General features: G+C 37.7%; 24 protein-coding genes and 1 riboswitch. Of the genes, 6 read left to right on the plus strand and 18 right to left on the minus strand.

All coding sequences use genetic code 11. From position 1 onward, the window contains the following. Positions 1 to 347 precede the first annotated feature (347 nt). A complete protein-coding gene (locus F7731_RS14060; protein ID WP_170289707.1) occupies positions 348 to 815 on the minus strand; it encodes a cupin domain-containing protein in 468 nt (155 codons plus the stop codon). 210 nt (positions 816 to 1,025) lie between these two features. Between F7731_RS14060 and F7731_RS14065 the strand changes: the two genes are divergently transcribed. After that, complete coding sequence (locus F7731_RS14065) at positions 1,026 to 1,745, plus strand: DUF421 domain-containing protein (RefSeq protein ID WP_246197216.1); 720 nt, start codon at positions 1,026 to 1,028, stop codon at positions 1,743 to 1,745. A 219-nt stretch (positions 1,746 to 1,964) separates the two neighbouring features. On the opposite strand, the gene F7731_RS14070 is transcribed toward F7731_RS14065, so the two are convergent. The 4 genes from F7731_RS14070 to F7731_RS14085 form a co-directional block, all read right to left on the minus strand. Further along, a complete protein-coding gene (locus tag F7731_RS14070; RefSeq protein ID WP_151535422.1) occupies positions 1,965 to 2,648 on the minus strand; it encodes a DUF3600 domain-containing protein in 684 nt (227 codons plus the stop codon). Then, positions 2,648 to 3,223 (minus strand): sigma-70 family RNA polymerase sigma factor, encoded by a 576-nt coding sequence (locus tag F7731_RS14075; RefSeq protein ID WP_151535423.1) that lies wholly within the window; start codon positions 3,221 to 3,223, stop codon positions 2,648 to 2,650. Before F7731_RS14075 ends, F7731_RS14070 begins: the two co-directional genes overlap by 1 nt. A 601-nt stretch (positions 3,224 to 3,824) precedes the next feature. Next, complete coding sequence (locus F7731_RS14080; RefSeq protein WP_151535424.1) at positions 3,825 to 5,129, minus strand: DUF4179 domain-containing protein; 1,305 nt, start codon at positions 5,127 to 5,129, stop codon at positions 3,825 to 3,827. Then, positions 5,089 to 5,646 carry a sigma-70 family RNA polymerase sigma factor gene (locus tag F7731_RS14085; RefSeq protein ID WP_151535425.1) on the minus strand — a complete coding sequence of 186 codons (558 nt, stop codon included), beginning with the start codon at positions 5,644 to 5,646 and terminating at the stop codon, positions 5,089 to 5,091. The genes F7731_RS14080 and F7731_RS14085 overlap by 41 nt, the downstream gene beginning before the upstream one ends. A gap of 274 nt (positions 5,647 to 5,920) precedes the next feature. On the opposite strand from F7731_RS14085, the gene F7731_RS14090 reads away from it, so the two are divergent. Then, positions 5,921 to 6,487: an isochorismatase family protein gene (locus F7731_RS14090; protein ID WP_151535426.1), complete on the plus strand. Its 567-nt coding sequence runs from the start codon at positions 5,921 to 5,923 to the stop codon at positions 6,485 to 6,487. A gap of 221 nt (positions 6,488 to 6,708) precedes the next feature. Here the strand turns inward: F7731_RS14090 and F7731_RS14095 are convergent, their stop codons facing one another. The 5 genes from F7731_RS14095 to F7731_RS14115 form a co-directional block, all read right to left on the minus strand. Then, positions 6,709 to 6,981 (minus strand): HU family DNA-binding protein, encoded by a 273-nt coding sequence (locus F7731_RS14095; RefSeq protein ID WP_151535427.1) that lies wholly within the window; start codon positions 6,979 to 6,981, stop codon positions 6,709 to 6,711. Between the two features lie 175 nt (positions 6,982 to 7,156). Then, complete coding sequence (locus tag F7731_RS14100; protein WP_246197223.1) at positions 7,157 to 7,384, minus strand: hypothetical protein; 228 nt, start codon at positions 7,382 to 7,384, stop codon at positions 7,157 to 7,159. 148 nt (positions 7,385 to 7,532) lie between these two features. Further along, positions 7,533 to 7,616: riboswitch (cyclic di-GMP riboswitch) on the minus strand. 268 nt (positions 7,617 to 7,884) lie between these two features. After that, on the minus strand, positions 7,885 to 9,159 hold the full coding sequence (locus F7731_RS14105) for an MFS transporter (protein WP_151535429.1): 1,275 nt from the start codon (positions 9,157 to 9,159) through the stop codon (positions 7,885 to 7,887). Positions 9,160 to 9,237: 78 nt separating this feature from the next. Then, positions 9,238 to 10,569: an allantoinase gene (locus tag F7731_RS14110; protein ID WP_151535430.1), complete on the minus strand. Its 1,332-nt coding sequence runs from the start codon at positions 10,567 to 10,569 to the stop codon at positions 9,238 to 9,240. 254 nt (positions 10,570 to 10,823) lie between these two features. Continuing rightward, positions 10,824 to 11,234, minus strand: coding sequence for a vWA domain-containing protein (locus F7731_RS14115; protein WP_151535431.1), 411 nt, complete (start codon positions 11,232 to 11,234; stop codon positions 10,824 to 10,826). A gap of 203 nt (positions 11,235 to 11,437) precedes the next feature. Between F7731_RS14115 and F7731_RS14120 the strand changes: the two genes are divergently transcribed. Both F7731_RS14120 and F7731_RS14125 read left to right on the plus strand, forming a co-directional pair. Continuing rightward, positions 11,438 to 12,643 (plus strand): quaternary amine ABC transporter ATP-binding protein, encoded by a 1,206-nt coding sequence (locus F7731_RS14120; protein ID WP_151535432.1) that lies wholly within the window; start codon positions 11,438 to 11,440, stop codon positions 12,641 to 12,643. A gap of 2 nt (positions 12,644 to 12,645) precedes the next feature. Further along, entirely contained in the window at positions 12,646 to 14,367 is a 1,722-nt protein-coding gene (locus F7731_RS14125; protein ID WP_151535433.1) for a glycine betaine ABC transporter substrate-binding protein, read from the plus strand. A gap of 317 nt (positions 14,368 to 14,684) precedes the next feature. Here the strand turns inward: F7731_RS14125 and F7731_RS14130 are convergent, their stop codons facing one another. From F7731_RS14130 to F7731_RS14145, 5 genes are all read right to left on the minus strand, one after another. Further along, positions 14,685 to 16,811: a heavy metal translocating P-type ATPase gene (locus tag F7731_RS14130; protein WP_151535434.1), complete on the minus strand. Its 2,127-nt coding sequence runs from the start codon at positions 16,809 to 16,811 to the stop codon at positions 14,685 to 14,687. Further along, positions 16,789 to 17,187: an ArsR/SmtB family transcription factor gene (locus tag F7731_RS14135; RefSeq protein WP_151535435.1), complete on the minus strand. Its 399-nt coding sequence runs from the start codon at positions 17,185 to 17,187 to the stop codon at positions 16,789 to 16,791. Before F7731_RS14135 ends, F7731_RS14130 begins: the two co-directional genes overlap by 23 nt. 198 nt (positions 17,188 to 17,385) lie before the next feature. Then, positions 17,386 to 17,988, minus strand: a complete 603-nt coding sequence (gene uptA, locus F7731_RS14140; RefSeq protein ID WP_151535436.1) for an undecaprenyl phosphate transporter UptA — start codon at positions 17,986 to 17,988, stop codon at positions 17,386 to 17,388. 262 nt (positions 17,989 to 18,250) lie between these two features. After that, the gene (locus F7731_RS26495) at positions 18,251 to 18,400 is read right to left on the minus strand and encodes a hypothetical protein (RefSeq protein ID WP_170289708.1); all 150 of its coding nucleotides are present in this window, start codon (positions 18,398 to 18,400) and stop codon (positions 18,251 to 18,253) included. A gap of 20 nt (positions 18,401 to 18,420) precedes the next feature. Next, positions 18,421 to 19,452: a S66 family peptidase gene (locus F7731_RS14145; RefSeq protein WP_151535437.1), complete on the minus strand. Its 1,032-nt coding sequence runs from the start codon at positions 19,450 to 19,452 to the stop codon at positions 18,421 to 18,423. A 256-nt stretch (positions 19,453 to 19,708) separates the two neighbouring features. Between F7731_RS14145 and F7731_RS14150 the strand changes: the two genes are divergently transcribed. Further along, positions 19,709 to 20,557: an AraC family transcriptional regulator gene (locus tag F7731_RS14150; RefSeq protein WP_151535438.1), complete on the plus strand. Its 849-nt coding sequence runs from the start codon at positions 19,709 to 19,711 to the stop codon at positions 20,555 to 20,557. A 140-nt stretch (positions 20,558 to 20,697) separates the two neighbouring features. Here the strand turns inward: F7731_RS14150 and F7731_RS14155 are convergent, their stop codons facing one another. Genes F7731_RS14155 through azlC form a run of 3 tightly spaced genes read right to left on the minus strand, consistent with a single transcriptional unit; the run spans position 20,698 to position 22,239 of the window. Continuing rightward, a complete protein-coding gene (locus tag F7731_RS14155) occupies positions 20,698 to 21,156 on the minus strand; it encodes a PaaI family thioesterase (RefSeq protein WP_151535439.1) in 459 nt (152 codons plus the stop codon). A gap of 40 nt (positions 21,157 to 21,196) precedes the next feature. Continuing rightward, positions 21,197 to 21,529, minus strand: a complete 333-nt coding sequence (locus tag F7731_RS14160; RefSeq protein WP_151535440.1) for a branched-chain amino acid transporter permease — start codon at positions 21,527 to 21,529, stop codon at positions 21,197 to 21,199. Then, entirely contained in the window at positions 21,526 to 22,239 is a 714-nt protein-coding gene (gene azlC / locus F7731_RS14165; protein WP_151535441.1) for an azaleucine resistance protein AzlC, read from the minus strand. The genes F7731_RS14160 and azlC overlap by 4 nt, the downstream gene beginning before the upstream one ends. 275 nt (positions 22,240 to 22,514) lie before the next feature. Between azlC and F7731_RS14170 the strand changes: the two genes are divergently transcribed. Further along, complete coding sequence (locus tag F7731_RS14170; protein WP_151535442.1) at positions 22,515 to 23,903, plus strand: aminotransferase-like domain-containing protein; 1,389 nt, start codon at positions 22,515 to 22,517, stop codon at positions 23,901 to 23,903. The last annotated feature ends 54 nt before the right edge of the window (positions 23,904 to 23,957 follow it).

The following is a 23,957-nucleotide window of genomic DNA, read 5'->3' on the forward strand; positions in this document are numbered from 1 at the left end:
GTGGGGGTCAATTATTTCCTATAAATTCCCTCATCTCCCTTGATAGAATCGCTGTGTCCCACGGATGCCAGAAATAAGTGGTTCCATCAAATTGCATGATAAATTTATAGGCAATTGGTGCGTTGAGTACTGAAAGGTGTATGACGGCAGCCGGTTAATATGCTTAAAAGAAAAACAAACATACTTATTCTTCGCATACGATCACCCCTTACTGAATTGGACGATTTTACCAGCTTTTTCGTTTCCTTTTGAGTTAAAAAAAGACCGTCCAGAAAGTCAATCTGACTTTCTGAACAGTCTCCACTTTTTTCACCTATTCATTATTATTCTTTTTTAGCGATTCTCCTTCAATTACCAACGATTTTACTAAAGATTTCATTCCATGTCATTAGGCGATCCCCTTCAATCGGTGGCGTTCCAACGGCTTTCTGGTTAATGGGCATTAGAGGCTCAACAAATGTCGAAACTACGTTTGGACTCGAAAAAAAGCCGACGACTTTTAAGGTTTCGGTACCAATATTTCGGATATTGTGAGGAACCATATTAGGAATAAGAGCCATCTCACCCTTTGTTAATTCCCCTTTTTCATTGTCTACAGTTGCTTCCGCTTTTCCTTCTAAAACGAGAATAATTTCTTCTGCACTATCAGTATGTGTACCAAGACTATTTCCAGGCTCAACTTCAAAATAAACGACGGAGAGATTCTTTGTACCTGTGCTTTTGTAGAACGGAAATGCAGCTCTTTGTCTTGTCGTTAGATCGTTTTCAAACCAGCATTCTAAAAGGTTCAATGATTTAAGATTTGATGTAATCATGCCCATCCTCCAGCCCCATATTTTCATTTAATTTTATGAAAAAAGACCTTAGTAATGAACAAAATACATCCGACAAATTAACCTCTTTTATATTATTGGCTTTACTCTTTCGATGCTTAGCCAACTCTCAATGAACAAACTGTTCATTTTCCTTGTTATGATTCACCCGTTGTTTGGCTAAAATTAATAAAGTGATCATATTAAAAAAGGATGAAGAATTTGGATATCATCTTACAAACGATTTTGCGAACATGCGCCTCTTTTATCATCTTACTTTTTGTATCATTATGGGTTGGAAAACATATCAATTCACATATCAATCATTATAATTTTGCACTATCGATCACGATAGGCTCCTTTATTGCCAACATGGGGTTTGATACAAACTTAAAATTCATCCCTATGATGTCTGCCTTTCTTACTCTTGTGCTCATATACTTTCTAATTTCCTTTATTTCATCAAGAAATAGACATTTAAGAAAATGGCTATCTGGGCAGCCGACCGTCATTATTGAAAATGGAAAAATTCTCGATAGCAATATGAAAAAAGCAAAATATTCTTTAGACGATTTAACCCAGCAGCTTAGGGAAAAGGATATTTTTGATGTATCTGAAATTGAATTTGCTATTTTAGAGATAAGCGGGAAGCTTTCTATTATGAAAAAAACTAAATATCAAATGATTACGAGACGGGACCTAACCCCTAGCATGCTAAATCAAACGATGAATCTTCCAAGAGAACTAATTATGGATGGAAAAGTTATTGGGAAAAATTTTAACAACCACTACTCAATTGAATGGCTGAATCAAGAAATAAAACGGCGAAATCTTCAATTAAAAAATATCCAATACGCTGTTATTTCCTCCAGCGGAACTTTATTTATTGACTTATTTGAAGATCAAATAATTGAACCGACAGATATGGAATGAAAAGAATCTTTTGTTAGTATTAAGATTCTCTGTTTTCATCTAGATTCTCTTCTAAATAAATTTACGAATCGCATACCAATATTCTTTCCAATGAACAATAAGAACAGTTTGCTCCATACCTCGTTAAAGTTGATACTATTTTTTATTTCAAAAAACAAAAGCTGCCGATATCGGCAGCTTCTGGTTATATTCATTAAGATAAATGGAGCCCATTCCTTACTATTGTTGCATTTCATTCACATAATTAATAAAATCCTTTGCTCCTTCAAACTCTGATTGCAGATCTGGAAGAATCATATCCATTTCTACAGGTCCATCACTTGGATTGACTCCGCTTTGGGCCAATACTTTCTCATATGTCATAAGGGCATCGATGTATTTATTATATTCCTCAGCAGCTAAAATCTCCTTACTTGATGGTTGCCCATTCAATTTATCAAAAATTGGCTGTATTGTTAGTAATGCTCCCTTAATTTCGGCAGCCTTTTCAGCAGGAACATGAGCATAATCAATATTCCCGAATTTATCTGCGTACTCGATTTTTGAATTAGCCACTATTTTCAATTGTTCTTTAAATTCTTCGTAGTCCTCTTTTCCTAATTCACCTTTAGCCTGTGACAATTTTGCATTTAAAAGTAAGTATCCTTCCATCGCTGCACTTGATATATGTTTTTTTACATTTTCAAATGAATGATAGATTTCATCGGCTAAAAAGGATTGATAGGCAAATGCACTTGTAGGGATAACGAGCAAAGCGACTAACAAACTCATTACTAATCGCTTTTTAAATTTTCCATTTACCGTGGTGATATTTCTCATCACTTTTCCTTTTAAATCCGGCGAAGGAATCAGTTCTCTTCCTTTTTCCTGTAAAGATTCCTTTAACTGAGTTTCAAAATTCATTATGCATTCCTCGCTTTCTCTATGAAAAATTTATTGTTTTGCCCCTTCGTGCGAAGCTTTTTTAAAGCAGAATGTATCCTTGACTTAACTGTACCAATAGGAATCTCTAATATTTTGGCTACTTCCTCTTGAGAATAATCGTTTAGATACCGAAGAATGATGACCTCCTTTAGCTTGAATGGCAAGTCATTCACCAAATGAACAAGGTGCTCATTTGTCATTCGATCAACGATATCATTGGAAAAATCAACGATCATCATTTGTTTATTTACTTCTGCCTTTTGCATAATACGGAAACGCATCCATCTTTTTCGGCGATATGCTTGGATTTGTTTAATCATAATCCCCATTAACCATGGCCTAAAAGGTTGATTCCTATCATAATTTCCGAGTGATTTATATAACTGTATATAAATCTCCTGTACTAAATCTTCGGCTTCAGCTTTTTCTTCAATTAAAAAATATACGTTCTTATAGACATCTTGAATTGTATTTTCATATAGCTCTGCGTATGCCTGATGATTTCCTGCCAGAATCCGTTCAATAATTTGCGAATATTCATCTCGGTATTCCATCTGATCCTTCCCTCCTTTCTTCCTTTCACTATATATTGGTAAGATATCATGATTTCGTTCGATTATTTTTCAAAGATATATCGGAAAGGTTGCCGATATATCCGGGAAGTAGCTGATATATCCGGAATGTCGCTGATATATCCGGGAAGTCGCCCATATATCCGGAATGTCGCTGATATATCCGGGAAGTCGCCGATATATCCGGGAAGTAGCTGATATATCCGGAATGTCGCTGATATATCCGGGAAGTCGCTGATATATCCAGGAAGTCGCTGATATATCCGGGAAGTCGCCGATATATTCGGAATGTCGCTGATATATCCAGGAAGTCGCCGATATATCCAGAATGTCGCTGATATATCCCGAAAGTCGCCGATATATCCCTTACTTTCATCATCAAAAATGAATATATCTTTGCTAAACTTTTTACTATTGTTCTTTATCATAATAAAAATCCAGCAAAAATGGAAAGAACAACCTTAAGATAACTTTTCACGATAGCCTTTTATATACAGTTTAAATTTCCTTGTCGTTTCAATAATTGGATGTTCATTCCCATAATAAAGAGCCATTTTCTAAATTAGAAAATGGCCCATCTCATTTATGGTATTTCAATTTCAAATTCTTCGTACGTAATTGGGTTTGGATACTTAATGGTTTTAAGTAGTAATCCTTTCTTCTTGCCAGTTGCAAATTCTTGTTTAAATTTGTTTCCTTCGATGCGTTCTGCGAAGGGTTTATCCTTTGACATTAGGTGTTTCCCGTTCGTATCTTCTAGCCATATCGGATTTCTTGATAAATTATTTTCGATAATGGCATCACTTTGAACATCAAAATATACAACCATCTTATCTTTTAAATATGTTATGTCTGTAATAAAAACCTTCTCAAATTCACCTTGATCAACTACAAAAGGTAAACTTTGATCATCTAAAGGTATCGATGCCTCTCCCAATCCCTCATACTTTGGATTTATATAAGGAATGACTCGAACTTTTTTCACTCCTTCTTTTAAAGGCGAATAGAGGAAATCAAGCTTTGCCTTTTCCTTGCCGTTTTCTATGTCTCCACTGCCGCTTCCGCTTATAGTGTCTAACACATTTCCTTGCTCATCTATCATATAAAAATTCAGCGCATATGGATCAACCCTCGTATTTTCCTCATCTTTTATTATTTTCACCGAAAGATTAGTTCCCGCAGGACCAAGCTTCAATGAAGTAATTTGCACTTCTGCCTGTTCAATCATTTTTACTTCCTGTGGTCGAATGACTATCACTTCATTCGATTGCTTCACCGGAAATTCGAACTCCCACTTTCCTGGAATCGAGCCAACTGCATCAATTCTTATTTTCATGTCAAATTCTTCTGGTAGTTCCTCTGTTGGGGTAATATCAATAATCCCCTTATATTTCTGCGGAGTAACAAAATCTCCTGAGTAGCCGGAACTGAAGTTAATATTCTTGCCATTTACTTTAATATTCGGACGTTCGAGGTCACCAATCGCGAACAATGATTCCTGCGTATATCCTAATGTAAATCGTGTACCGTCATAAAAAACTTCATTTATTGTTAAAGTAATCCCATTATCCTTTGCGGACTGCTCCAAAATTTGCGTTAAGCCCTGCTTCCCCGCTATTCTTAACCCCTCATCCCAAGCATCATTGAAAAAAGTTCCGATGATTGGAATATTAGAGGCGATTTTTGCCATAGTGGGAGAAACACTTGCTGATCCAATAAATAACCCAAAGGCTGCTACCGCTGTACCGAGCGAATAGAGAGCCATTTTCTTTTTCGATTTCTTGATCCGATTTTCTTTGATCGTATTAGTGATAATCGAATCAAGCTTATCCATTGGCACCGATATATTATCCATTTCCTTTTTTAAATCTGGCCATTGGCTGCTCATTTACACAATCCTCCTTTAATTTTCCCTTTAAAAGGTTGATCCCGCGATGTATATTGGTTTTCACAGTACCTTGTGGACAATCCAAAAATTCAGCAATTTGTTTAACTGTATAATCTTTGTAAAAGCGCAGAACTAAAACCGTTTTATATTTTTCATCAAGCTCCAAAACTGCTTCAAGTAAATCTGGATCTTTTTCACTTGATTGATATAGAGTCATCTTGCTTTCTAAAATCTCTCTTTCCATCGGAATAACTCTTTTCTTTCTTTTTAACAGATCAATTGCTGTATTTATAAGAATGCGGGTCAGCCAAGTTGAAAAATACCGTTCATCCTTCAAGTTTTTAATCGAGGTAAAAGCTTTGCATACTGTTTCTTGAAAAACTTCCAGCGCGTCATCTTCGTTTTTCATATAAATATAGGCCATTTTATAAAGCTTGATCTTTTCTTCCTCCATTAACTCCTGAAAGACTTTATGATTTCCCTTTTTCGCACGTTGCACTTTCTTTATATCTGCCACAATCCTGCCCCTCCTCTCTTCTAACTGTTAGACAAACAAGGTATGTAAAACGTTTCGATTTTTTGATTTTATTTCTTAAAGGAGAAAGTAACTCATACTTAGAAAAACGACTAACAAACAGACAAATATATCCTACTTCACTCCGGTTAAATTTATTTGTTTGTCAAATAATAAGCAAATACGACAAAACAGTTGGATTAGTTGTTTGAACTCTATATCGCCAATCACTCTTTGAAGTTTTGTAGGAAAAATAATAAAGAAAGAAGTGTATTATATGAATAAACTTCAACCTGAAAAAACAGCATTAGTGCTCATTGATTTACAGAAGGGGATTACTGCTTTAAAGGGGGCTCCTCACGACACGTCTACAGTTGTTCGTCATGCAGCACAACTTGTAGATGCTTTTCGGCGAGCAGGTGCATTTATCACATTTGTACATGTCGATTTTTTGGATGGAAAAGATGCTTTGCAGCCTGATGCTGAAATACAGTTACCTCCTAAACTTTCGGAAAATTGGGGGGATTTTGTCCCTGAACTAAACGTGCAGCCGACAGACCATATCGTTACGAAGCGTCATTTCGGCGCTTTCTTTGGGACTGATCTTGATTTGCAACTTCGCAGACGCGGAATCGACACCATTGTGTTAGGTGGAATCTCAACCCATGTTGGAGTTGATACGACTGCACGCGAAGCCTATCAACTCAATTACAATCAAATTTTTGTAACAGATGCCATGACGGCTACATCTATTGAAGCTCATGAATTCCCATGTAAGTTTATTTTTCCGCTTATGGGTCGAATACACACGACTGAGGAAGTACTTGCAGAGCTTGAGTCTTGATGTTTGTTAAAAAACAGGAGAATCGTACTGATAATAAAATGAAAATAAGGACTGTCCTATTGTTTTATTAAAAGTCAAGAAGTTGTTTAAAACACTTGCTGGTAATGCATCCTAATTTAATGTCACACATTATATAGGTTAAAAACAAAAGGATAGGTGAGCATAATAAAATGGACTCAACCTATCCTTATTTGTAATACAATAATCTCAATTACTACTACTTATTTAACCGCTTCTTTTAATTCCTTACCCGGTTTAAAGGCAGGAGCTTTAGAAGCTGCAATTTCTATTTCTTCACCTGTTTGTGGATTACGACCTTTTCTTGCAGATCGTTCACGAACTTCAAACGTTCCAAATCCAATTAATTGGATTCTTTCTTCTTTAGCAAGTGTGTTAGTAATTGTTTCAAGTATTGCATCAACTACATTCCCAGCATCTTTTATTGTTAACTCTGTCTGTGTTGATACGGCTTTCACTAATTCTGTTTTATTCATTTTTATACACCTCAATTTTTATATTCATATAGAAATTAAAAACATATCATATTTTCTTCTTTTTTTCTATTTTAAGTATAACCTAATTAGATAAAAATTTGATTTTCAAACTCATACTAGAGTATATTTCCCATGCCGAACAATTGTATTTGGCTGCCCACCTTTCTAAAATTATCTAAACCCAGACCGCTTCCTTACTTTGTGTTATCATACTAATTGCATATTTAAGGTTTTCTAAACATTCTAACCGAATTCTTTCATCGCAAACAAAATCATATAAAATTTCTTTTTTTAGTTTTGAAGTAATGGCGTTTAGAGAATCCTCACTAATTTCTTTTATTTGATTCTCATTCAGATAGTTGTAAATTTCTCTTTTAAAGTATTCAACTGTACCAAATAACACAGTCAATTAACATTCCACCTCCTTTTTTATTTTTGCCATTTATTCGATAGTCAAGCTTCGCCAAAACTATCTCAAAAAAGGCACACCAAAAAGATTGGTGGACTTGTATGATAAAGGCTATTCTATCATAGGTAACAGTATCCAATCATTTGGTAACCCGACTATCATAGCTAATCACCTTAGACTCGTGGCTTTGCGTCCTTATCTTTCAATAAGTTTGCCTTTATCAAACTGATACTTTTATAATAAAACTTTAGCATGATAATTTCCAATAAAATCCGCCATTTTCCAACAAATATTAACAAAAATAGTAGTTTCGCACCATTCTTATTAACCTAATTTGGTTTTTAATAAACAAAAAGTACACCACTATATATAAGTGATGTACTAAATTTTATTTAAAGTGTGACATTAAAGACAAACGACTACTCTTCCAATAAAAAGGTGAATTCTCCATAAATTTTACAGGGTAGCAGTCCTCTCATTAATTTTATACCTATTTATTCACCCACTGTAGCTGCTTTCCGGTCCTCTTTAAAGAACATCATCAGAAAGAATCCAATGGCGAGAACGACGACGGCTGAGTAGAATCCTGCTGCCATGCTTCCTGTTTTGTCTGCAAGGAAGCCGACAAACCAAGGAGCAATAATAGAAGAGATCATGCCGAAAAAATTATAGAGGCTAAATGCCACGCCATAGGCCGTTTGTCTGACGTTCTCAGAAACTGAAGAAATAAGGATCGGATCAAGAGCAATTTTCCCAAATAAACCGTATATCAATAAGGCTAAAATCAATAAGGCTGTGTTCTGTATATAGACGGTTGCCCATAAGGCGACTGCGGCGATTGGAATAAGAATAAAAGCGAAAGGCTTCTTCCTTCCGAGACGATCCGATATATAGCTGGCAATGAGTGCTCCGGGTATGGAAGCTAGCGGAACTAAGGCCGAGATTAAACCAACTTGACTTCCTTGGAAGCCGCGCTCAGTCGCCAGAAACTTCGGCAGCCATGTAACGATAACGGTAAAGCCGTAAATCGAACAAAAGAGGACAAGGAAGATGACTAAAAGATTGCGGTTTTTTAGTAACGATACTACCGAAACTTTCTCTCTATCTTGATTGAACGTCCCTTCTACAGCGTCCCCCGGAACCAATGGCTCATTTCGGCTTTTTTCTTTTACTATCATCGAAATAAATATTCCGGCAATTACAGTTAGCGCGCCAAAGATATAAAATGGGACACTCCAGCTCATTCCTCTATCTAAAACTAATGTGCTTGATAAGATAAAGCCAAAGGCAATCCCGATCCCTGAACCGCTATTAATAATGGCACTGCCGATCGTTCGATATTTTTGCGGAATCGCTTCAGAGGAAAGGGCAAATTGAGGGCCATACCAAGTCGCTGAAGAAAGCCCCGCTAACGCCCTCGCTACTAAAAATCCTGCAAAACTAGCCATAACACCGCTGATGCCAGTTAATAACCCGAAAAAAATAAACCCCGTGACAAGTAGCTTTTTTCTGCCAATTTTATCGCTAATCGCACCTGCTGGAATTTGCGCAATTGTGTAAGTCAGAAAGAAAATACTGTTGACAAGTCCAAGCTGGGAGTTATTAAGATTATATTCTGCGCCTATATTTCCTAAAATCGGATTTAAAAAATATTTATTCGCGTTGATAAACATCCAGCCTAAAGAAAAGGCAAAAACCGCTTTCCACCAATAGGGTATCGCAGATCTTCTATTATCCTCCAATTGCGCATCTAAAGCTTTTGGCGCCATAAAAACACTCCTTTCTTCCAAATTATTATTGGGCCGGGCCCCGAAGATCTCCATGGGAGACATCAGGACCCACACTTACTATTTCCCCATTATTTCTCCATTTTCAAATACTACCTTCCCGCCAACAATTGTTGTTTTAACTTTGCCTTGAAATGTCATGCCCACATACGGTGAATGCTTATGACGATAAAATAAATCTTCTGCCTTCAGTTCAAAGCTTTCATTTAGGTTCACAATTGTCAAATCAGCATCATAATCAGGGGCAATGGTTCCCTTATTTTCAAGTCTAAATACTTTTGCCGGGTTAGTTGAGGTTAATTCAACAATTTTTTCTAAAGGAATTTTTCTTTTGAAATGCCCTTCGGTTAACAAAATATTTAGATTAGACTGAGCGCCTGAAATACCGCCCCATCCTTCAAAAATATTGCCTTTGCCCTCTTTCATGGATGCGGGTGCTGGTGAATGGTCAGAGCCGATGACATCAATTTCACCGTTTGCAACAGCTGCCCATAAATTTTCTACTTCATCTTCATCCCGTAATGGTGGTGCACATTTCGCCAATACTCCTTTTTCTTCTAAATCTTTTACCGTCAATGATAAATAATGTGGGCATGTTTCCACAGTGACATCTAAGCCACTTTCCTTTGCTTCATTAATTAGCTGCACAACTCTGCGGCTGCTGGCATGGACAACATGCAGCTTACATCCTGTTACCTCGGCATAAGAAAGGATTCTTCTCACTGCTTCCACTTCAGAAATAATCGGACGTGACTCCACAAAATCTCTTGCAGATACTTTCCCTTGACTTATTTTTTCCTTCGCAAGCTGATCACACATCACCGTACTTTCCGCATGCACGGCTAAAAGAGAACCAAGTGAGGCAATTTCCTTCATGCCCTTATAAATTGATTCATCATCCACATTATTAAAATCATCAATTCCACTTGGTGACATAAATGCCTTAAAACCGATGACGCCATTTTCATGAAGCCCTCTTAAATCATCAATATTTTCTGGAACTAGCCCGCCCCAAAAACGGGGATTCACAATGGACTTTTCTGCAGCAAGGGAACTTTTTATCTCCAAGTTTTCTTTATTAATGGTAGGAGGTGTACTGTTCAGCGGCATATCAAAAAAAGTTGTCGCCCCGCCTGCAGCTAAGCTTCTGCTTCCTGTTTCCAGTCCTTCCCACTCGGTTCTGCCTGGTTCATTAAAATGAACATGTGTATCAATAAGCCCTGGAAGAATATGATGTCCTTCCGCGTTGATCTCTTTAGCTGCTGATCCCTCGATCGGTTTACCTACTGAAACCTCTTTGATTTTTCCATCCTTAATGGCAACATCTCCTTGAACAACGGCATCTGCAGTCACGATCTGCCCATTTTTTATGATTAAATCGTAATTTGTCATTTTTCATTCCTCCAGTTGTACTTCACTTTTAGCTCTCAAAGTAGTTTTTGTCATTAGGAGAAAATTAAACAGAAAAGTGAAATTAAATAATGAAGCAGTCATGACGAGGGTTTTAGGTGAAGACATTGGATAACACGTTCCATGAAGCGCTGATGACGAACGTTTTGGGCAAGGACCTTCTAAAACACGTTCTTTGTAAAGAAATTTATAGATAAAATACAAATTAATCCCCCACATGAAGTGAGGGATTTCTCTTAAGCTACCTTTATGACCTTTCCAAAAGGGACCTGGGGCAAAAAATCATCTGGGACGAGCCAGAACAATTCAAAATCGACATGATCAATTTCATCAGAAATAAAACCAGTTACGTCTGTAATATAAAACAATGTATCGATATTTTCCTCTTTCGCCCACTCAAGCACTAACGTATAAGAGGATTTCCCGTGCGAATAGTATTTAATTGTATCGCTTTTTATAGGTGCAATCGTTCGAATTTTAAAGTCTGCTTGAACCAAAATTGTATCCGGTTTAACTTGTTCAAACAGCTTGACAATATTATTAATAAGTAAAATTGGAGCTTCGTTCGAGGAAGTGTCGACACATAAGGCAACCTTCTTCTCACTTCGCTGCTGAATCATCGTAAGTATTCGTTTATGCCATTTCATATGACCAACCCCTTTGTGTTGATGAACAAGCCATCTTATCTTCGGTTACTCCGAAGTGGATTATGATTGGATAAAACAGAGAAAACCACTTCAACGTGGCGATTTTTCCAACATCCCTTCCTTCTAAACAAAATCAACATATAACGATAAATAATCGGCAAAACTACATATGATATCGGCAACTAGAGAATGAGGTGTTTAGATTGAAGCCTATTGTAGAAGTTAAAAATGTCTCAAAGATTTTTGGCAAATCGCCTAAGGCTGCCATTGATTTATTAAAACAAGGAAAAACGAAAAAAGAAATACTGAAAGCAACAGGGCAGACAGTTGGTGTGAATAAAGTCAATTTTGAAATTTATCCCGGTGAAATTTTTGTCATCATGGGGTTATCTGGAAGTGGAAAATCCACCTTAATCCGCATGTTTAATCGGCTAATCGATCCGACAATGGGAGAAATTCTGATTGATAATGAAGATATCGTTAAGATGAATGCCGTAAGACTAAGAGATGTGAGACAAAAGAAAATTAGCATGGTCTTTCAAAAGTTTGCCTTATTTCCGCATAAAACGATTTTGGAAAACGCGGAATTTGGTCTCGAAATTAAGAATGTTCCACCTAACGAGCGCCGTGAAAAAGCGCTGAAAGCCCTTGAAGTCGTCGGATTGAAAGGCTATGAAGATCAGTTTCCATCCCAACTGAGCGGCGGAATGCAGCAAAGGGTTGGGCTTGCGCGGGCTCTTGCCAGCGATACAAAAGTTTTACTAATGGATGAAGCTTTCAGTGCTTTAGATCCACTCATTCGCAAAGACATGCAGGACGAATTACTAGAAATTCAGGAGCTGTACAAGAAAACAATTATTTTTATCACCCATGACTTAGATGAGGCACTTCGGATCGGGGACAGAATTGCTTTAATGAAAGACGGCAGTGTCATTCAATTAGGAACCCCTGAACAAATTATGATGAATCCGGCCAATGAATTTGTGGAGAAGTTCGTAGAGGATGTCGATTTATCAAAAGTATTAACAGCATCCCATGTGATGAAACGACCGGAGAAAATTAGTCCAGACCGTGGCCCAAGGGTGGCTCTGGAAATTATGAGGAAGCAAGGGTATTCCAGCATCTTTATCGTGGATCGAAAGCAAATGCTATTGGGTGTGCTAACGGCTGAACAAGCTCGGCAGGCAATTGATCAAAACCAAACCATTTCCGAAGTAATGACAACTGACATGCCCACCGTTTCAGAAGATGCATTGCTAGTCGATTTTATGGATGATATGGCAACTTCAAGTTTGCCATTATCGGTTATTGATGAAGAGAAGAGATTGAAAGGAATCGTTATTCGCGGAGCTGTAATCGCTGCTTTAGCTGGAAATAAAGATTCTTTGAATGATTTGGAGAGTGATTGAATATGCCGAAAATCCCATTAGGACAATGGATCGACACGCTCGTTAATTGGATTACAGTCACATTCGCTGGATTATTTTCATTTATAACTCATGCGGTGGAGGGTCTTTTAAATATTTTTGTGGATGTATTAAGTGCAGGTCCACCCATCGTATTAATCATCATCTTAGCCCTTTTGGTTGCTTATACGAGCAGATGGCCATTAGGCGTTTTTACACTGATTAGCTTACTTTTAATCGTTAATCTTGGATACTGGAAATCAAGTATTCAAACACTGGCGATCGTTATTTTATCAGGTTTGCTTACTATTATCATTGGAATACCAATGGGGATTTGGTGCGCACGAAGCAAAAATGCCCAAAACATCATTACACCTATTTTAGACTTTATGCAAACCATGCCAGCATTTGTATATTTAATTCCATCCATTCTATTTTTTGGGATTGGCGTCGTACCAGGAATTATTGCTTCCTTTATTTTCGCGATTGCTCCGACCATCCGGATGACCAATCTTGGCATTAAGGAAGTGCCTGAAGATTTAATTGAAGCTTCAGATGCTTTCGGTTCTACACCTAGCCAAAAGTTGTTCAAAGTCCAATTGCCTTTAGCCACTCCGACAATTATGGCTGGGGTAAACCAAAGTATTATGCTCGCTCTCTCCATGGTTGTAACAGCTTCCTTAGTTGGGGCGCCAGGACTTGGAGCAGATGTATATCGAGCAGTTAGTCAAATTAATGTGGGACAAGGCTTTGAAGCTGGGTTATCCATCGTCATCATTGCCATCATTCTTGACCGGATCTCACAAAACTTTCGCAAGCCGGCGTATGAAAATATCGTTAGCCGAAAAATTATTTTATCCATTTTAGCGGTCCTATTAGTAGGAACTGCACTCGTATTATCGTTTACAAAAAGCACTGCTGGAAATGAAAATGGAAATGGAATTGGGGCCAAAACAGATTATAAAATTATCGGGATTGAGCCGGGGGCAGGAATGATGAAGACGGCTCATCAAATGTTAGAGGAGTACAAATTAGAAAAATGGCAGCTTGTTGAAGGCTCATCAGCCGCAATGGTTGCTGTATTAAAGAAAGCCATTGATAAGAAGGAACCCATCATTGTCACTGGATGGTCTCCACATTGGATGTTCTCTGCTTTTGATTTGAAGTATCTCAAAGATCCAAAAGGTTCCTTCGGCAAAGCTGAAAATATTAATACAATTGTTAGAAAAGGGCTTGATCACGATGCCCCTGGTGCTTATAAAATCCTCGATCAATTCTTTTGGGAAACGAATGATATAGAAAGCGTAATGATCGAAATAGAAAAAGGGACGGATCCAGTTAATGCTGCTGAAAAATGGATTGCTGCCAATCCAGATAAAGTTGCCAAGTGGACAAACGGTGCCCAAGCAGGGAATGGGGAAAAGATTAATCTTGTTTATGTAGCTTGGGATACTGAAATAGCGAGCACAAATGTCATTGCGAAGGTGCTTGAACAAAATGGCTACGATGTAACGATGAGTCAAGTTGAAGTCGGCCCAATGTTTGCTGGAATTGCAAACGGCAGCGCCGACGCCATGGTTGCTGCCTGGCTGCCAACTACCCACCAAGAATATTTCAATACGTATAAGAACGATATCGTCGACCTTGGCCCGAACCTAAAAGGGACAAAACTTGGATTAGTTGTACCAGATTATGTTGAAATTAATTCGATTGAGGATTTGAAATAATGAATTGCACTGGTAAAAAGGATTTGCCCCAATAGGTTTATGATGTATGAATACTTTTTGAAGTTTCGGTCAATGAAATGCCCTTTCATTGACCGTTTGCATGCCCTTTTACGATTTGTGGTAAAAGAAACATAATTGCTTTGACCGTATCTGTACTTTTCTAGTGCTTGGGGTAAATGAAACTCCATTGCTTTGACCGTACCAGTACCCTTTTAGTTTTTTTGTAAATGAAACACACTTTCATATAAAAGGCTATCCAATAGCGGAAAAACCGACTTGGATAGCCCCTTTAATATTTTCTAGTTCACAGTAACGATTTACTCCTTCACCCTCAATAGCCGCAAAGAGTTTAACACCACAATAAGTGTAGCTCCCATGTCCGCAAAGATCGCCATCCATAATGTTAGCCATCCCGGGACTATTAAAATTAACGCTAATAATTTGAGCCCGAGGGCGAACGAAATATTTTCCTTAATAATCCTCAATGCCCGGCGGCTTAGCTGGATGGTATAAGGCAGCTTATTTAAATCATCCGCCATTAAGGCAATATCAGCAGTCTCGATAGCGGTATCGGTTCCCGCTCCGCCCATGGCAATCCCAATTGTTGCGGTTGCTAAGGCTGGTGCATCATTGACGCCATCTCCGACCATGGCCACTTTTCCATATTGCTCTTTTAAAGATTTAATCGTTTCTAATTTATCTTGTGGCAATAATTCGGCTTTTACATCACTGACCCCGATTTGTCTTGCAATGGCATGACCTGTTGCCTCATTATCTCCAGTTAGCATAATCGTTTTTTGTATGCCAATATCAAGCAATTTTCGAATAACTTTTGCACTGCTGGCACGTACTTGATCGGCGACAGCCATTAGTCCAATAACCTCTTTTGCTGTGCCCACTAACATGACCGTTTTTCCTTGAATTTGCAAGGCTTTTACTTCATCTTCAACGGAAGCGGGAAGATTGTTCATCTCGGCAAAAAGCTTTGGACTTCCAATATAATACACGACATCCTGAACTCGGGCTTTTGCTCCTTTACCCGTAATGGATTGGAATTCTTCAGCTGTATAATCATTTGAGGAAATCCCCTTTTCTTCAGCTTTTCTGATAATAGCCGATGCTAAAGGATGCTGTGAAAATTTCTCAATAGCCGTGGAGATGCCTAATAATTCGTTTTCGCCATTTCCTTTGAATACCTTAATATCTGTCACTTCTGGTGTTCCTTTTGTTAATGTGCCGGTTTTATCAAAAGCTATGACTTTCAAACGTCCCGCTTCTTCTAAGTGAATGCCGCCTTTAATTAATACTCCTTTTTTCGCCGCGTTTCCAATGGCTGTGACAATCGCTACCGGGGTAGAAATAACTAAGGCACATGGACAGCCGACAACTAAAACAGCCAGGCCGCGATAAATCCATTCAGACCAGTCTCCGCCCATGAAAAGTGGTGGAACAATAGCGATTAAAAAAGCGATCAGCATAATAGCTGGTGTATAATATTTCGCAAATTTATCAACAAATGCTTGAGAAGGAGCACGTTCTGCCTGAGCCTCTTCCACTAAATGGATGATTTTTGCAATTGTTGTATCTTCCACTCTTTTCGTGACTTTTACTTCTAAAGAACCTTCTTCATTTAATGTGCCGGCAAACACTTCATCACCGGGTACTTTTAAAACAGGGATGGATTCGCCAGTTATGGCTGCTTGATTGATCGAGGATTGCCCTTTTACGACTTCCCCATCCATCGCGAGCTTCTCACCAGGCTTAATAATTAAAATATCGCCTAATGTAATGTCTTCAACATCCAATTCTATCTCTTGACTTCCTCTTCTTACTAAAGCTGTTTTCGGGGCAATATCCATTAAGGAGCGAATCGATTCTCGCGCTTTATCCATGGAATAGCTTTCTAAAGCCTCGCTTAATGCAAATAAGAAAACAACTACTGCCCCTTCACTCCACTCTCCAATAATGGCGGCTCCAATGATCGCAATCGTCATCAATGTTTTTATATCAAATTGCAGCTTTGAAAGGTTTTTTAACCCTACCTTAAAAAGATTAAACCCGCCTAAAATAATCGATAAAGCAAAAGTGAAAATAGTAGCGAGGTGGTTCTCTCCTAAAGTATACACGGATGCATATCCTAAAATAAGGAAAGAAAGTGAAGCCACGGTATTTATATTTTCGAGCTTCTTCCAAAATGAAACTTTTTCTTCTTTTCCTCTTTGATTCTCAGGGACCACCTTAATTCCATCGAAGGCTCCAGCTTTTTCAAGCTGATCAATCGTCGCTTCCCCGATGATTGTTAATTTTGATGCACCAAAGTTTAATTGAACATCATTTACCGTTTGAATCTCACGAATATTCTTCTCAAATTTCGCTGCACAGTTGACGCAGGAAAGTCCTTGTAATCGGTACATTTCCTTATTATTTTCCAGTGCTTTCCCCATCGCTTACACCTTCTTTTGAATGAATTAATGCGATCGATACTAATTGATGCACATGATCATCTGCTAAGGAATAAAAAACAAGCTTTCCTTCTTTTCGATGCTTCGCTAACCCCATATCACGTAATAAACGTAAATGATGGCTCGCTGTTGCCGTCGAAGATCCGATAATATTTGCGACGTCACAAACACATAATTCATTCTCTATTGTTAGCGCATAAGCAATTTTAATGCGAGTAGAATCAGACAATGCTTTAAATAATAACTCTACACCACTCACTTCATCTATCCTCTTTTGGATGCGATTGACCTTTTCTTCATCATAGTAAAATGTCTCACATGACTCATGCGTAGTTGAAATGATATTTTTTTGGCTCATTTGTCCACCTCATTCAAATGATCGTTTGATTAACTAATATTAGCTTATGCTACATGGCGATAAAATGTCAAAGGATATTCAAATGTTCTTTTGAATAAACAAGTTAGTCGTAAGTTCCCTATAAACAAAAACACCGTTCGCAAAGGGAACGGTGTACTAACTAAAGCGTTTTATATTTTCGTAAAGAATTTGATGTTTTTAAAAACGTTTCTGCCTAGTTCTTTTCAAAGTTATTACAAGGAGATAAACAACGATACCTAATATAGCAATGATGATAACTGGTTGAATATACGGCTTGGCCAACTCATTAATTTGTTCCCAGTTTGAAGCAAGTTTCTGTCCAAGATAAACAAAAAAGATAGACCAAGGAATAACAGCTAACGTCGTATAAAGCGTAAACTTTCGTAATGACATTTTAGAAATGCCTGCTGGGATTGAAATCGCATGTCTAACGACTGGAATAAAACGAGCAGTAAAAATAACCCCAACTCCATACTTTTGGACCCATTTTTCCGCTAAATCGATATGTTTTTCACGTATTAATAGAAACTTTCCGTATTTTTTCAAGAAAGGTCTCCCGCCGTATTTACCTATCCAATAAAGGAAAAGTTGGGCAATGACTCCCCCGATCGTACCGGCTATAACGGCCCCAATAAAATTGATTTCTCCCTGTGATACTAGAAACCCAGCATAGGCAAGGACAATCTCACTTGGAATGACTTCTGCCATTAATGCGAGGGCAATACCGAAATATCCTAAATTCATCAGAAAAAGTAAAAACGAATGAATAAATTCACTCATAACGTGTCTCCTATAAATGTTAGTGGACTACCTATTTCAATAAAGCTCAAAAAAATCAAGCAATTACTAATTAATTAATGATAACCCCATTTATATAATAGACAAGGAATCTTATTAATTCAATCATTGATACTTTTTCGATAAGAAAAAATTAATTTGCGCTCTTTAACCAAATGTAAGTCTAATACAAGGATCAACATAGGAAAGGAAACGGGGTATCTATCTTTATGCATTCTGAATCCTAGGGAAGCACTTGTTGTAATTATTGGTATAATACAATATTATCATTTTTATAATAAAAAGACTGAGCGCCTAAACACTCAGTCAATGGAACTACATGCTGCATGAATTTACCCATAACCTTATCATCAAAATTCTCTTCGTTTAGTTCAACCATTTCAATTGATTCCAAGTCATTTATCTCTTCTACAATTATTGCACTCCACTTTCTAAAATCGCAAAAGTCTTCTTGTCACAATTTATTTCTGCTGTGGCCCCGTATGGCAAAATAAATTTCGGTTCGGTATGACCAAAGTTTAAATTATAAAGAATCGGTAAATCCTCCAATTGGAATTCCTTCATGACCTTTCGAATTTCTACTTTATATTCATCATAATATTTCTCGTCTTGCGGTTTTCCAAAAATAATTCCATTCGCTTTTTGGAGAATGCCTTGTACAGCATAATTTCGCAACCAATACTTAATGAAATTGGGGTCAGGCTTTTCTTCAGAGGTTTCAAAGAAGAGAATGCTGCCGTTCCAATATTTCTTATCAGGCCACAATTCTGTTCCTTTCGCAAACTCTAGCACTTCAATATTGCCGCCAATCAAATGTCCTTGCACTACACCAGAGCCTTGAAGCACCTCATATCCTAAATTTCGCTGCATTGTCCGTCGTTTGTTCTTATTTTCTTCTAGCCATTCTAAATGCTCACTCGTCCATTCCTTAGCCGGCTGAATGTCACCAATAATCTCATTAGAAAAGAGCGTGCGATTCACCATTTCAATCGTATACGGATCCATCTCAACATTTTCGGCAAAATCAGTTAAAATGGCAGGACCATAAAAAGAAGAAATTCCAGCTTTATGACAGAATAAATGGGAAACGCTCACATCAGAGTATCCCATAAAAATTTTCGGGTTTTCCCGAATAACATCAAAATCAATATAAGGAAGTAAGCGAATACTATCTTCACCGCCAATATTGGCAAAGATTCCTTTAATCCTCTCATCCTTAAATGCTGTCATCAAATCTTCGGCACGTGCTAGCGGATTTTTGTAAAGATAGTCTTCACCTTTCAAACTATTCGGCATGGGGATCACCTTCAGTCCAAACACTTCTTCTAATCTCCTTACACCTTGTTCATACCGCCATCTAATCTCTGGATTACCAGCCCCTCCCCAAGATGGACTGACTGTTGCAACAAGGTCTCCTGACTGCAATCTTCTTGGCTTTATTAGCATATTGACTCCCCCCTTATCTATTTGCTTCGAAAATACGGTCCTCATAATTGAAGAACTGAGGCATGCCTTTAATTTCTCCAACATTAATTGATTTACCGTCTGTTATTCAAGAATATCAAAAAGTAAGTTATTTCTAAGAAGCTAATTGGTGTGTCAGCTCCCTCTCATGTAAAATAATTATGTCCACACAAAGCATAAAATGACAGGATTAATGTAAACAGCATGGTTAGAATTGAATTAAGGAGTTGAGTTCCATATGGCATTAGTTGAATCATTGCAAAAGGCAATAGACTTTATGGAGGAGCATTTACTGGATAATATAACGATAGAAGATATAGCTAAACAGGCAAATGTATCTCCCTTTCATTTTCAGCGGACTTTTATGATATTGACCGATATTTCTGTTGGAGAATATCTTCGTCGCCGCCGTTTAACATTAGCAGCTCAAGAATTATCTAGTACGAATAGCAAGATAATCGATATTGCCTATAAATATGGCTACGATACTCCGGAATCATTCTCAAAGGCTTTTCGAAAACAACATGGTGTAACGCCGAGTGATGCACGAAAAGGCAATGGGAAGCTACAATCTTATAACCGCCTACTAATTCAGGTGAATCTGAGAGGAGCAGAACCAATGAAATATAAAATTGTTGAACAAGATGCTTTTCAGGTGATTGGGATTAAAGAAACATTTGCATGTGCTACTAAGGATACAGATGCCGTTATCCCAAAGCTCTGGAGTAGAGCCAATAGCGATGGAACGATTGATTCATTGGCCCAATTAAATAATGGTCAAATTAAAGGCTTATTAGGAATCACAGATAATAATAAAGAAACAGAAAATTTTATGGACTATTGGATCGCAGCAGCACACGATGGGGATGTACCCGATGGTTTTTCCAGCTTAAATATCTCTGCAGCAAAATGGGCTGTATTTGAGGTTCAAGGCCCAATCCCAGAGGCCATCGTAAATACGTGGAAACAAATTTTTTCGGAATGGTTCCCATCCAATGGCTATGAATATGCCGAAATCCCATCACTTGAAGTCTATATTGGCTCTTATCCGAATCCCTCTTGCGAAATATGGGTTCCGATCAAATAATAACGAATTCAATATATAGGAGTCTAATTGATTTTTAATTAGACTTCTTTTTTCAAAATTAGGACATAACCCTTAGTGATTATATTATTTTCCAACTATAAAATGCGCACGGATTGTTGAATATAAAGGACTTTAATAATCTACAAATCTTCTTTATCAAGTTCAATGAAATAATGATCTTTACGATAAGATACTGCCTCCATCGATGCGATTAGATTTTCTCCATGAAAGACATCGATTCGATAGAACCCTGTACGGTAGTTTCGTTTAACTTCTGTTGCACGTGCGACGATCTTGTCTCCGGGTTTCGCTGATTCCATAAACTGAATCGTTGTCGAAAGTCCTAAAGATGTTTTTCCATATGCATTGCAAGCTACGGAGAATGCATGGTCTGCTAACGCATAAATAACTGCCCCGTGAACCGTTCCATATGCATTGACCATATGGCCTTGCACCTCCAGCATTGCTTTCGCAAAACCAGCCTCAAATTTTGTTAGCTGAATGCCTAAAGACTGAGCATATGGATCGTTTTTTACTTGATCGTAAATTTGTTCGTAGTGCTTCTCATGAATATGCAGCTCATCAATTTTCTTCCTCACTTTTACCTACCCCTTTGAATATTTATCTTCATCAATGGTATTAAAAAACTAATTGCACTAAAATCATATAGATAATTGTCCCTCCTGCTATAGAGAGCAACATCCTTTTCTTCCAAAAATGCAGCAGGGCAACTACTGCTACCGCACTCAATTCAGGAATACCGTGACTTCCAGATAATAAACTGACGTCTTTAAAACAATAAATGACCAAAAGACCAATAACCGCCGGTGGCAGTACTTTTCCTAGATACTGTACAAACTTAGGTGTGGATTTACCTGATGGGAAAACGATGAATGGAAGAAACCTTGTAACCATTGTACCTAAAACAACCATAGAAATCGTAATCATCTGTTGCGTTAATGTCATTGTCATATCGTATTAACCTCAACTTTCTCCAAGGGCTTTCTAAGAACAGAGAGTACCCCCAGTATGGTAATCATAGCTGGAATAATGAAGTGATTTCCACCAAAAATAATTAGGCAGATAGTTGAAAGACCAAGACCTGCGAGAGCACTATAGTGCTTTTTCTCTTTCATCCACTGTTCAATGAAAATAAAAACAAAGAGCGCAGTCATAACAAAATCGAGCCCTTCCGTGTTGAACTTGACAAGAGATCCAAAAACGCCGCCAATTGCTGATCCTATGACCCAATATGAATGATTGAGTATTGTCACAAAAAACATAAACCAGCCCTTATCTACATTCTTCGGAACATCAGCTGAGTAATTGATAGAAAAAGACTCATCGCATAGTCCATAAATTAGATAAAATTTTTTCTTACCAATTCCCCCATACTTACCTAGCATGGAAATGCCATAAAACAAATGGCGTGCATTCACCATTAAAGTTAGAAACAGGGCGTTAATCGGGTTGAACGACGCTAGCAACAAATTGGCTGCCACAAACTCCATTGATCCGGCAAATATAGTTAAACTCATCATAATTGGGTAAATGGCACTGAATCCTAATGAATTCATATAGATTCCATAAGCAATTCCCAAAAATAAAAAGCCTGCAAAAATGGGGACTGTGTACGGAAAAGCTGTAAGAAAAGCGTCTCCTATTTGGTTTCTTTTTTCCATAAGATTCACATCCTAAATGGTTAGCGTAATTCTATTAATAGCACAATGAATACATACAATGAATAAAATAAATGTATGGATTACACTTTTCTCGAGGAAGAAAAAATCCCCTCATTTCAAAATGGGGAGATAAATGTGTAATATTCTTATCTAATGCAATCTTTAGTATTAACTCCAGTTGGGTTCCAGTTGATTTTTTTTTACTGTATTACGACCTTTTGATAACCATACAATAAATGATACGATTGTATGGAATACGATAGTAGAGGTGTAGTATGCCAGTAAATTCATTTGATCATTACCCAATGTCTTGGAAGCCTGATAAGCAAGCACTAAACCGTCCTTATTATTCTTCTATAGCATCCCTACTTGAGCAGGATATAATAAATGGCTTTTTAGCACCGGGGACAAAATTACCTCCGCAACGGGAATTAGCAGATTTCCTAGACTTGAACTTTACGACGATAACTCGCGCCTACAAACTATGTGAGATGAAAGGATTAATTTATGGAGTCACCGGAAGCGGAACATTTGTCTCCCCTAATGCCTCTCGATCGATAACTATTTCCAAAGATAAATTCACAAATTGTATTGATCTTGGTTTTGTAGCTTCTTTTGAGCAATCCAATGATATTGTAGCCAAGGTTATTCAAAAGGTTGTGGATAAAAGTTATTTGGAGCAACTATTAAATTACAATGACCCAACCGGGATTCCCCATCAAAAAGCAGCAGGACTAAACTGGATGGAATCTTTCGGCGTTCATGCAGCCCAAGAGAATATAGCAATTGTTTCCGGTGCACAAAATGCGTTGGCCATTGCATTAACTGCTTTGTTCGAGCCTGGTAATAAAATTGCAACTGATCTATACACATACTCAAATTTTATCCAGTTAGCAAAAATGTTCCATATTCAGTTAGTTCCTATTATCGGAGACCAGTTTGGGATGCTGCCAGACGAGCTTGAAAAGCAGTGCAGCCAAATAAATATTCACGGCATTTTCCTTATGCCCTCTTGCAGTAATCCAACTACAGTCATGATTCCAAAATTTCGCAAGCAAGAATTAGCTGCGGTCATCCATAAGCATCGATTGATTTTGATTGAGGATGACATTCATGCGTTTCTAACTGCAGGGATTATACCGGAATACGAGCAGCCAATGTTCAATTTACTTCCGGAACAGAGCGTTTATATTTGCGGCACATCTAAGTCCATCTGTTCCGGATTAAGAGTTGCCTACATGGTCTATGGGGATGCATTCCGTGAGAAAATTTCGCAGGCTATTTTTAACATCAATGTAAAAACCTCTTCTTTTGATGCAGAGGTTATCACCGAGATTATCTTATCAGGGAAAGCTCATGAAATTGTTTCGCAAAAGAAACAGCTTGCACAGGATGCAAATGATCTATTTATTAAATATTTTCCGCAATGTAAGAATGTCGGACATCCTCTTAGTTTTTATCGTTGGCTTCCGATTCAAAAGCATAGCGGCAGTTTACAATTGGAAACTGATTTAAAAAAACAAGGTATACAAGTTTTTCATTCTGATCGTTTTCTTAGCGGGCAAACCACCACTGATAAGTATTTGCGTATTGCACTATCTTCAACTAACTCGTTAGAAGAGTTAAAAATGGGATTGGAGATATTAAAACAGTATCTTAGTTAATTTTATAACTATATTTTACAATTCATCGATATCCTGTCCCCCATAAACTTAATA

This window comes from Cytobacillus depressus (assembly GCF_008923245.1).
In the GTDB taxonomy this organism is placed as follows: Bacteria; Bacillota; Bacilli; order Bacillales; family Cytobacillaceae; genus Cytobacillus; species Cytobacillus depressus.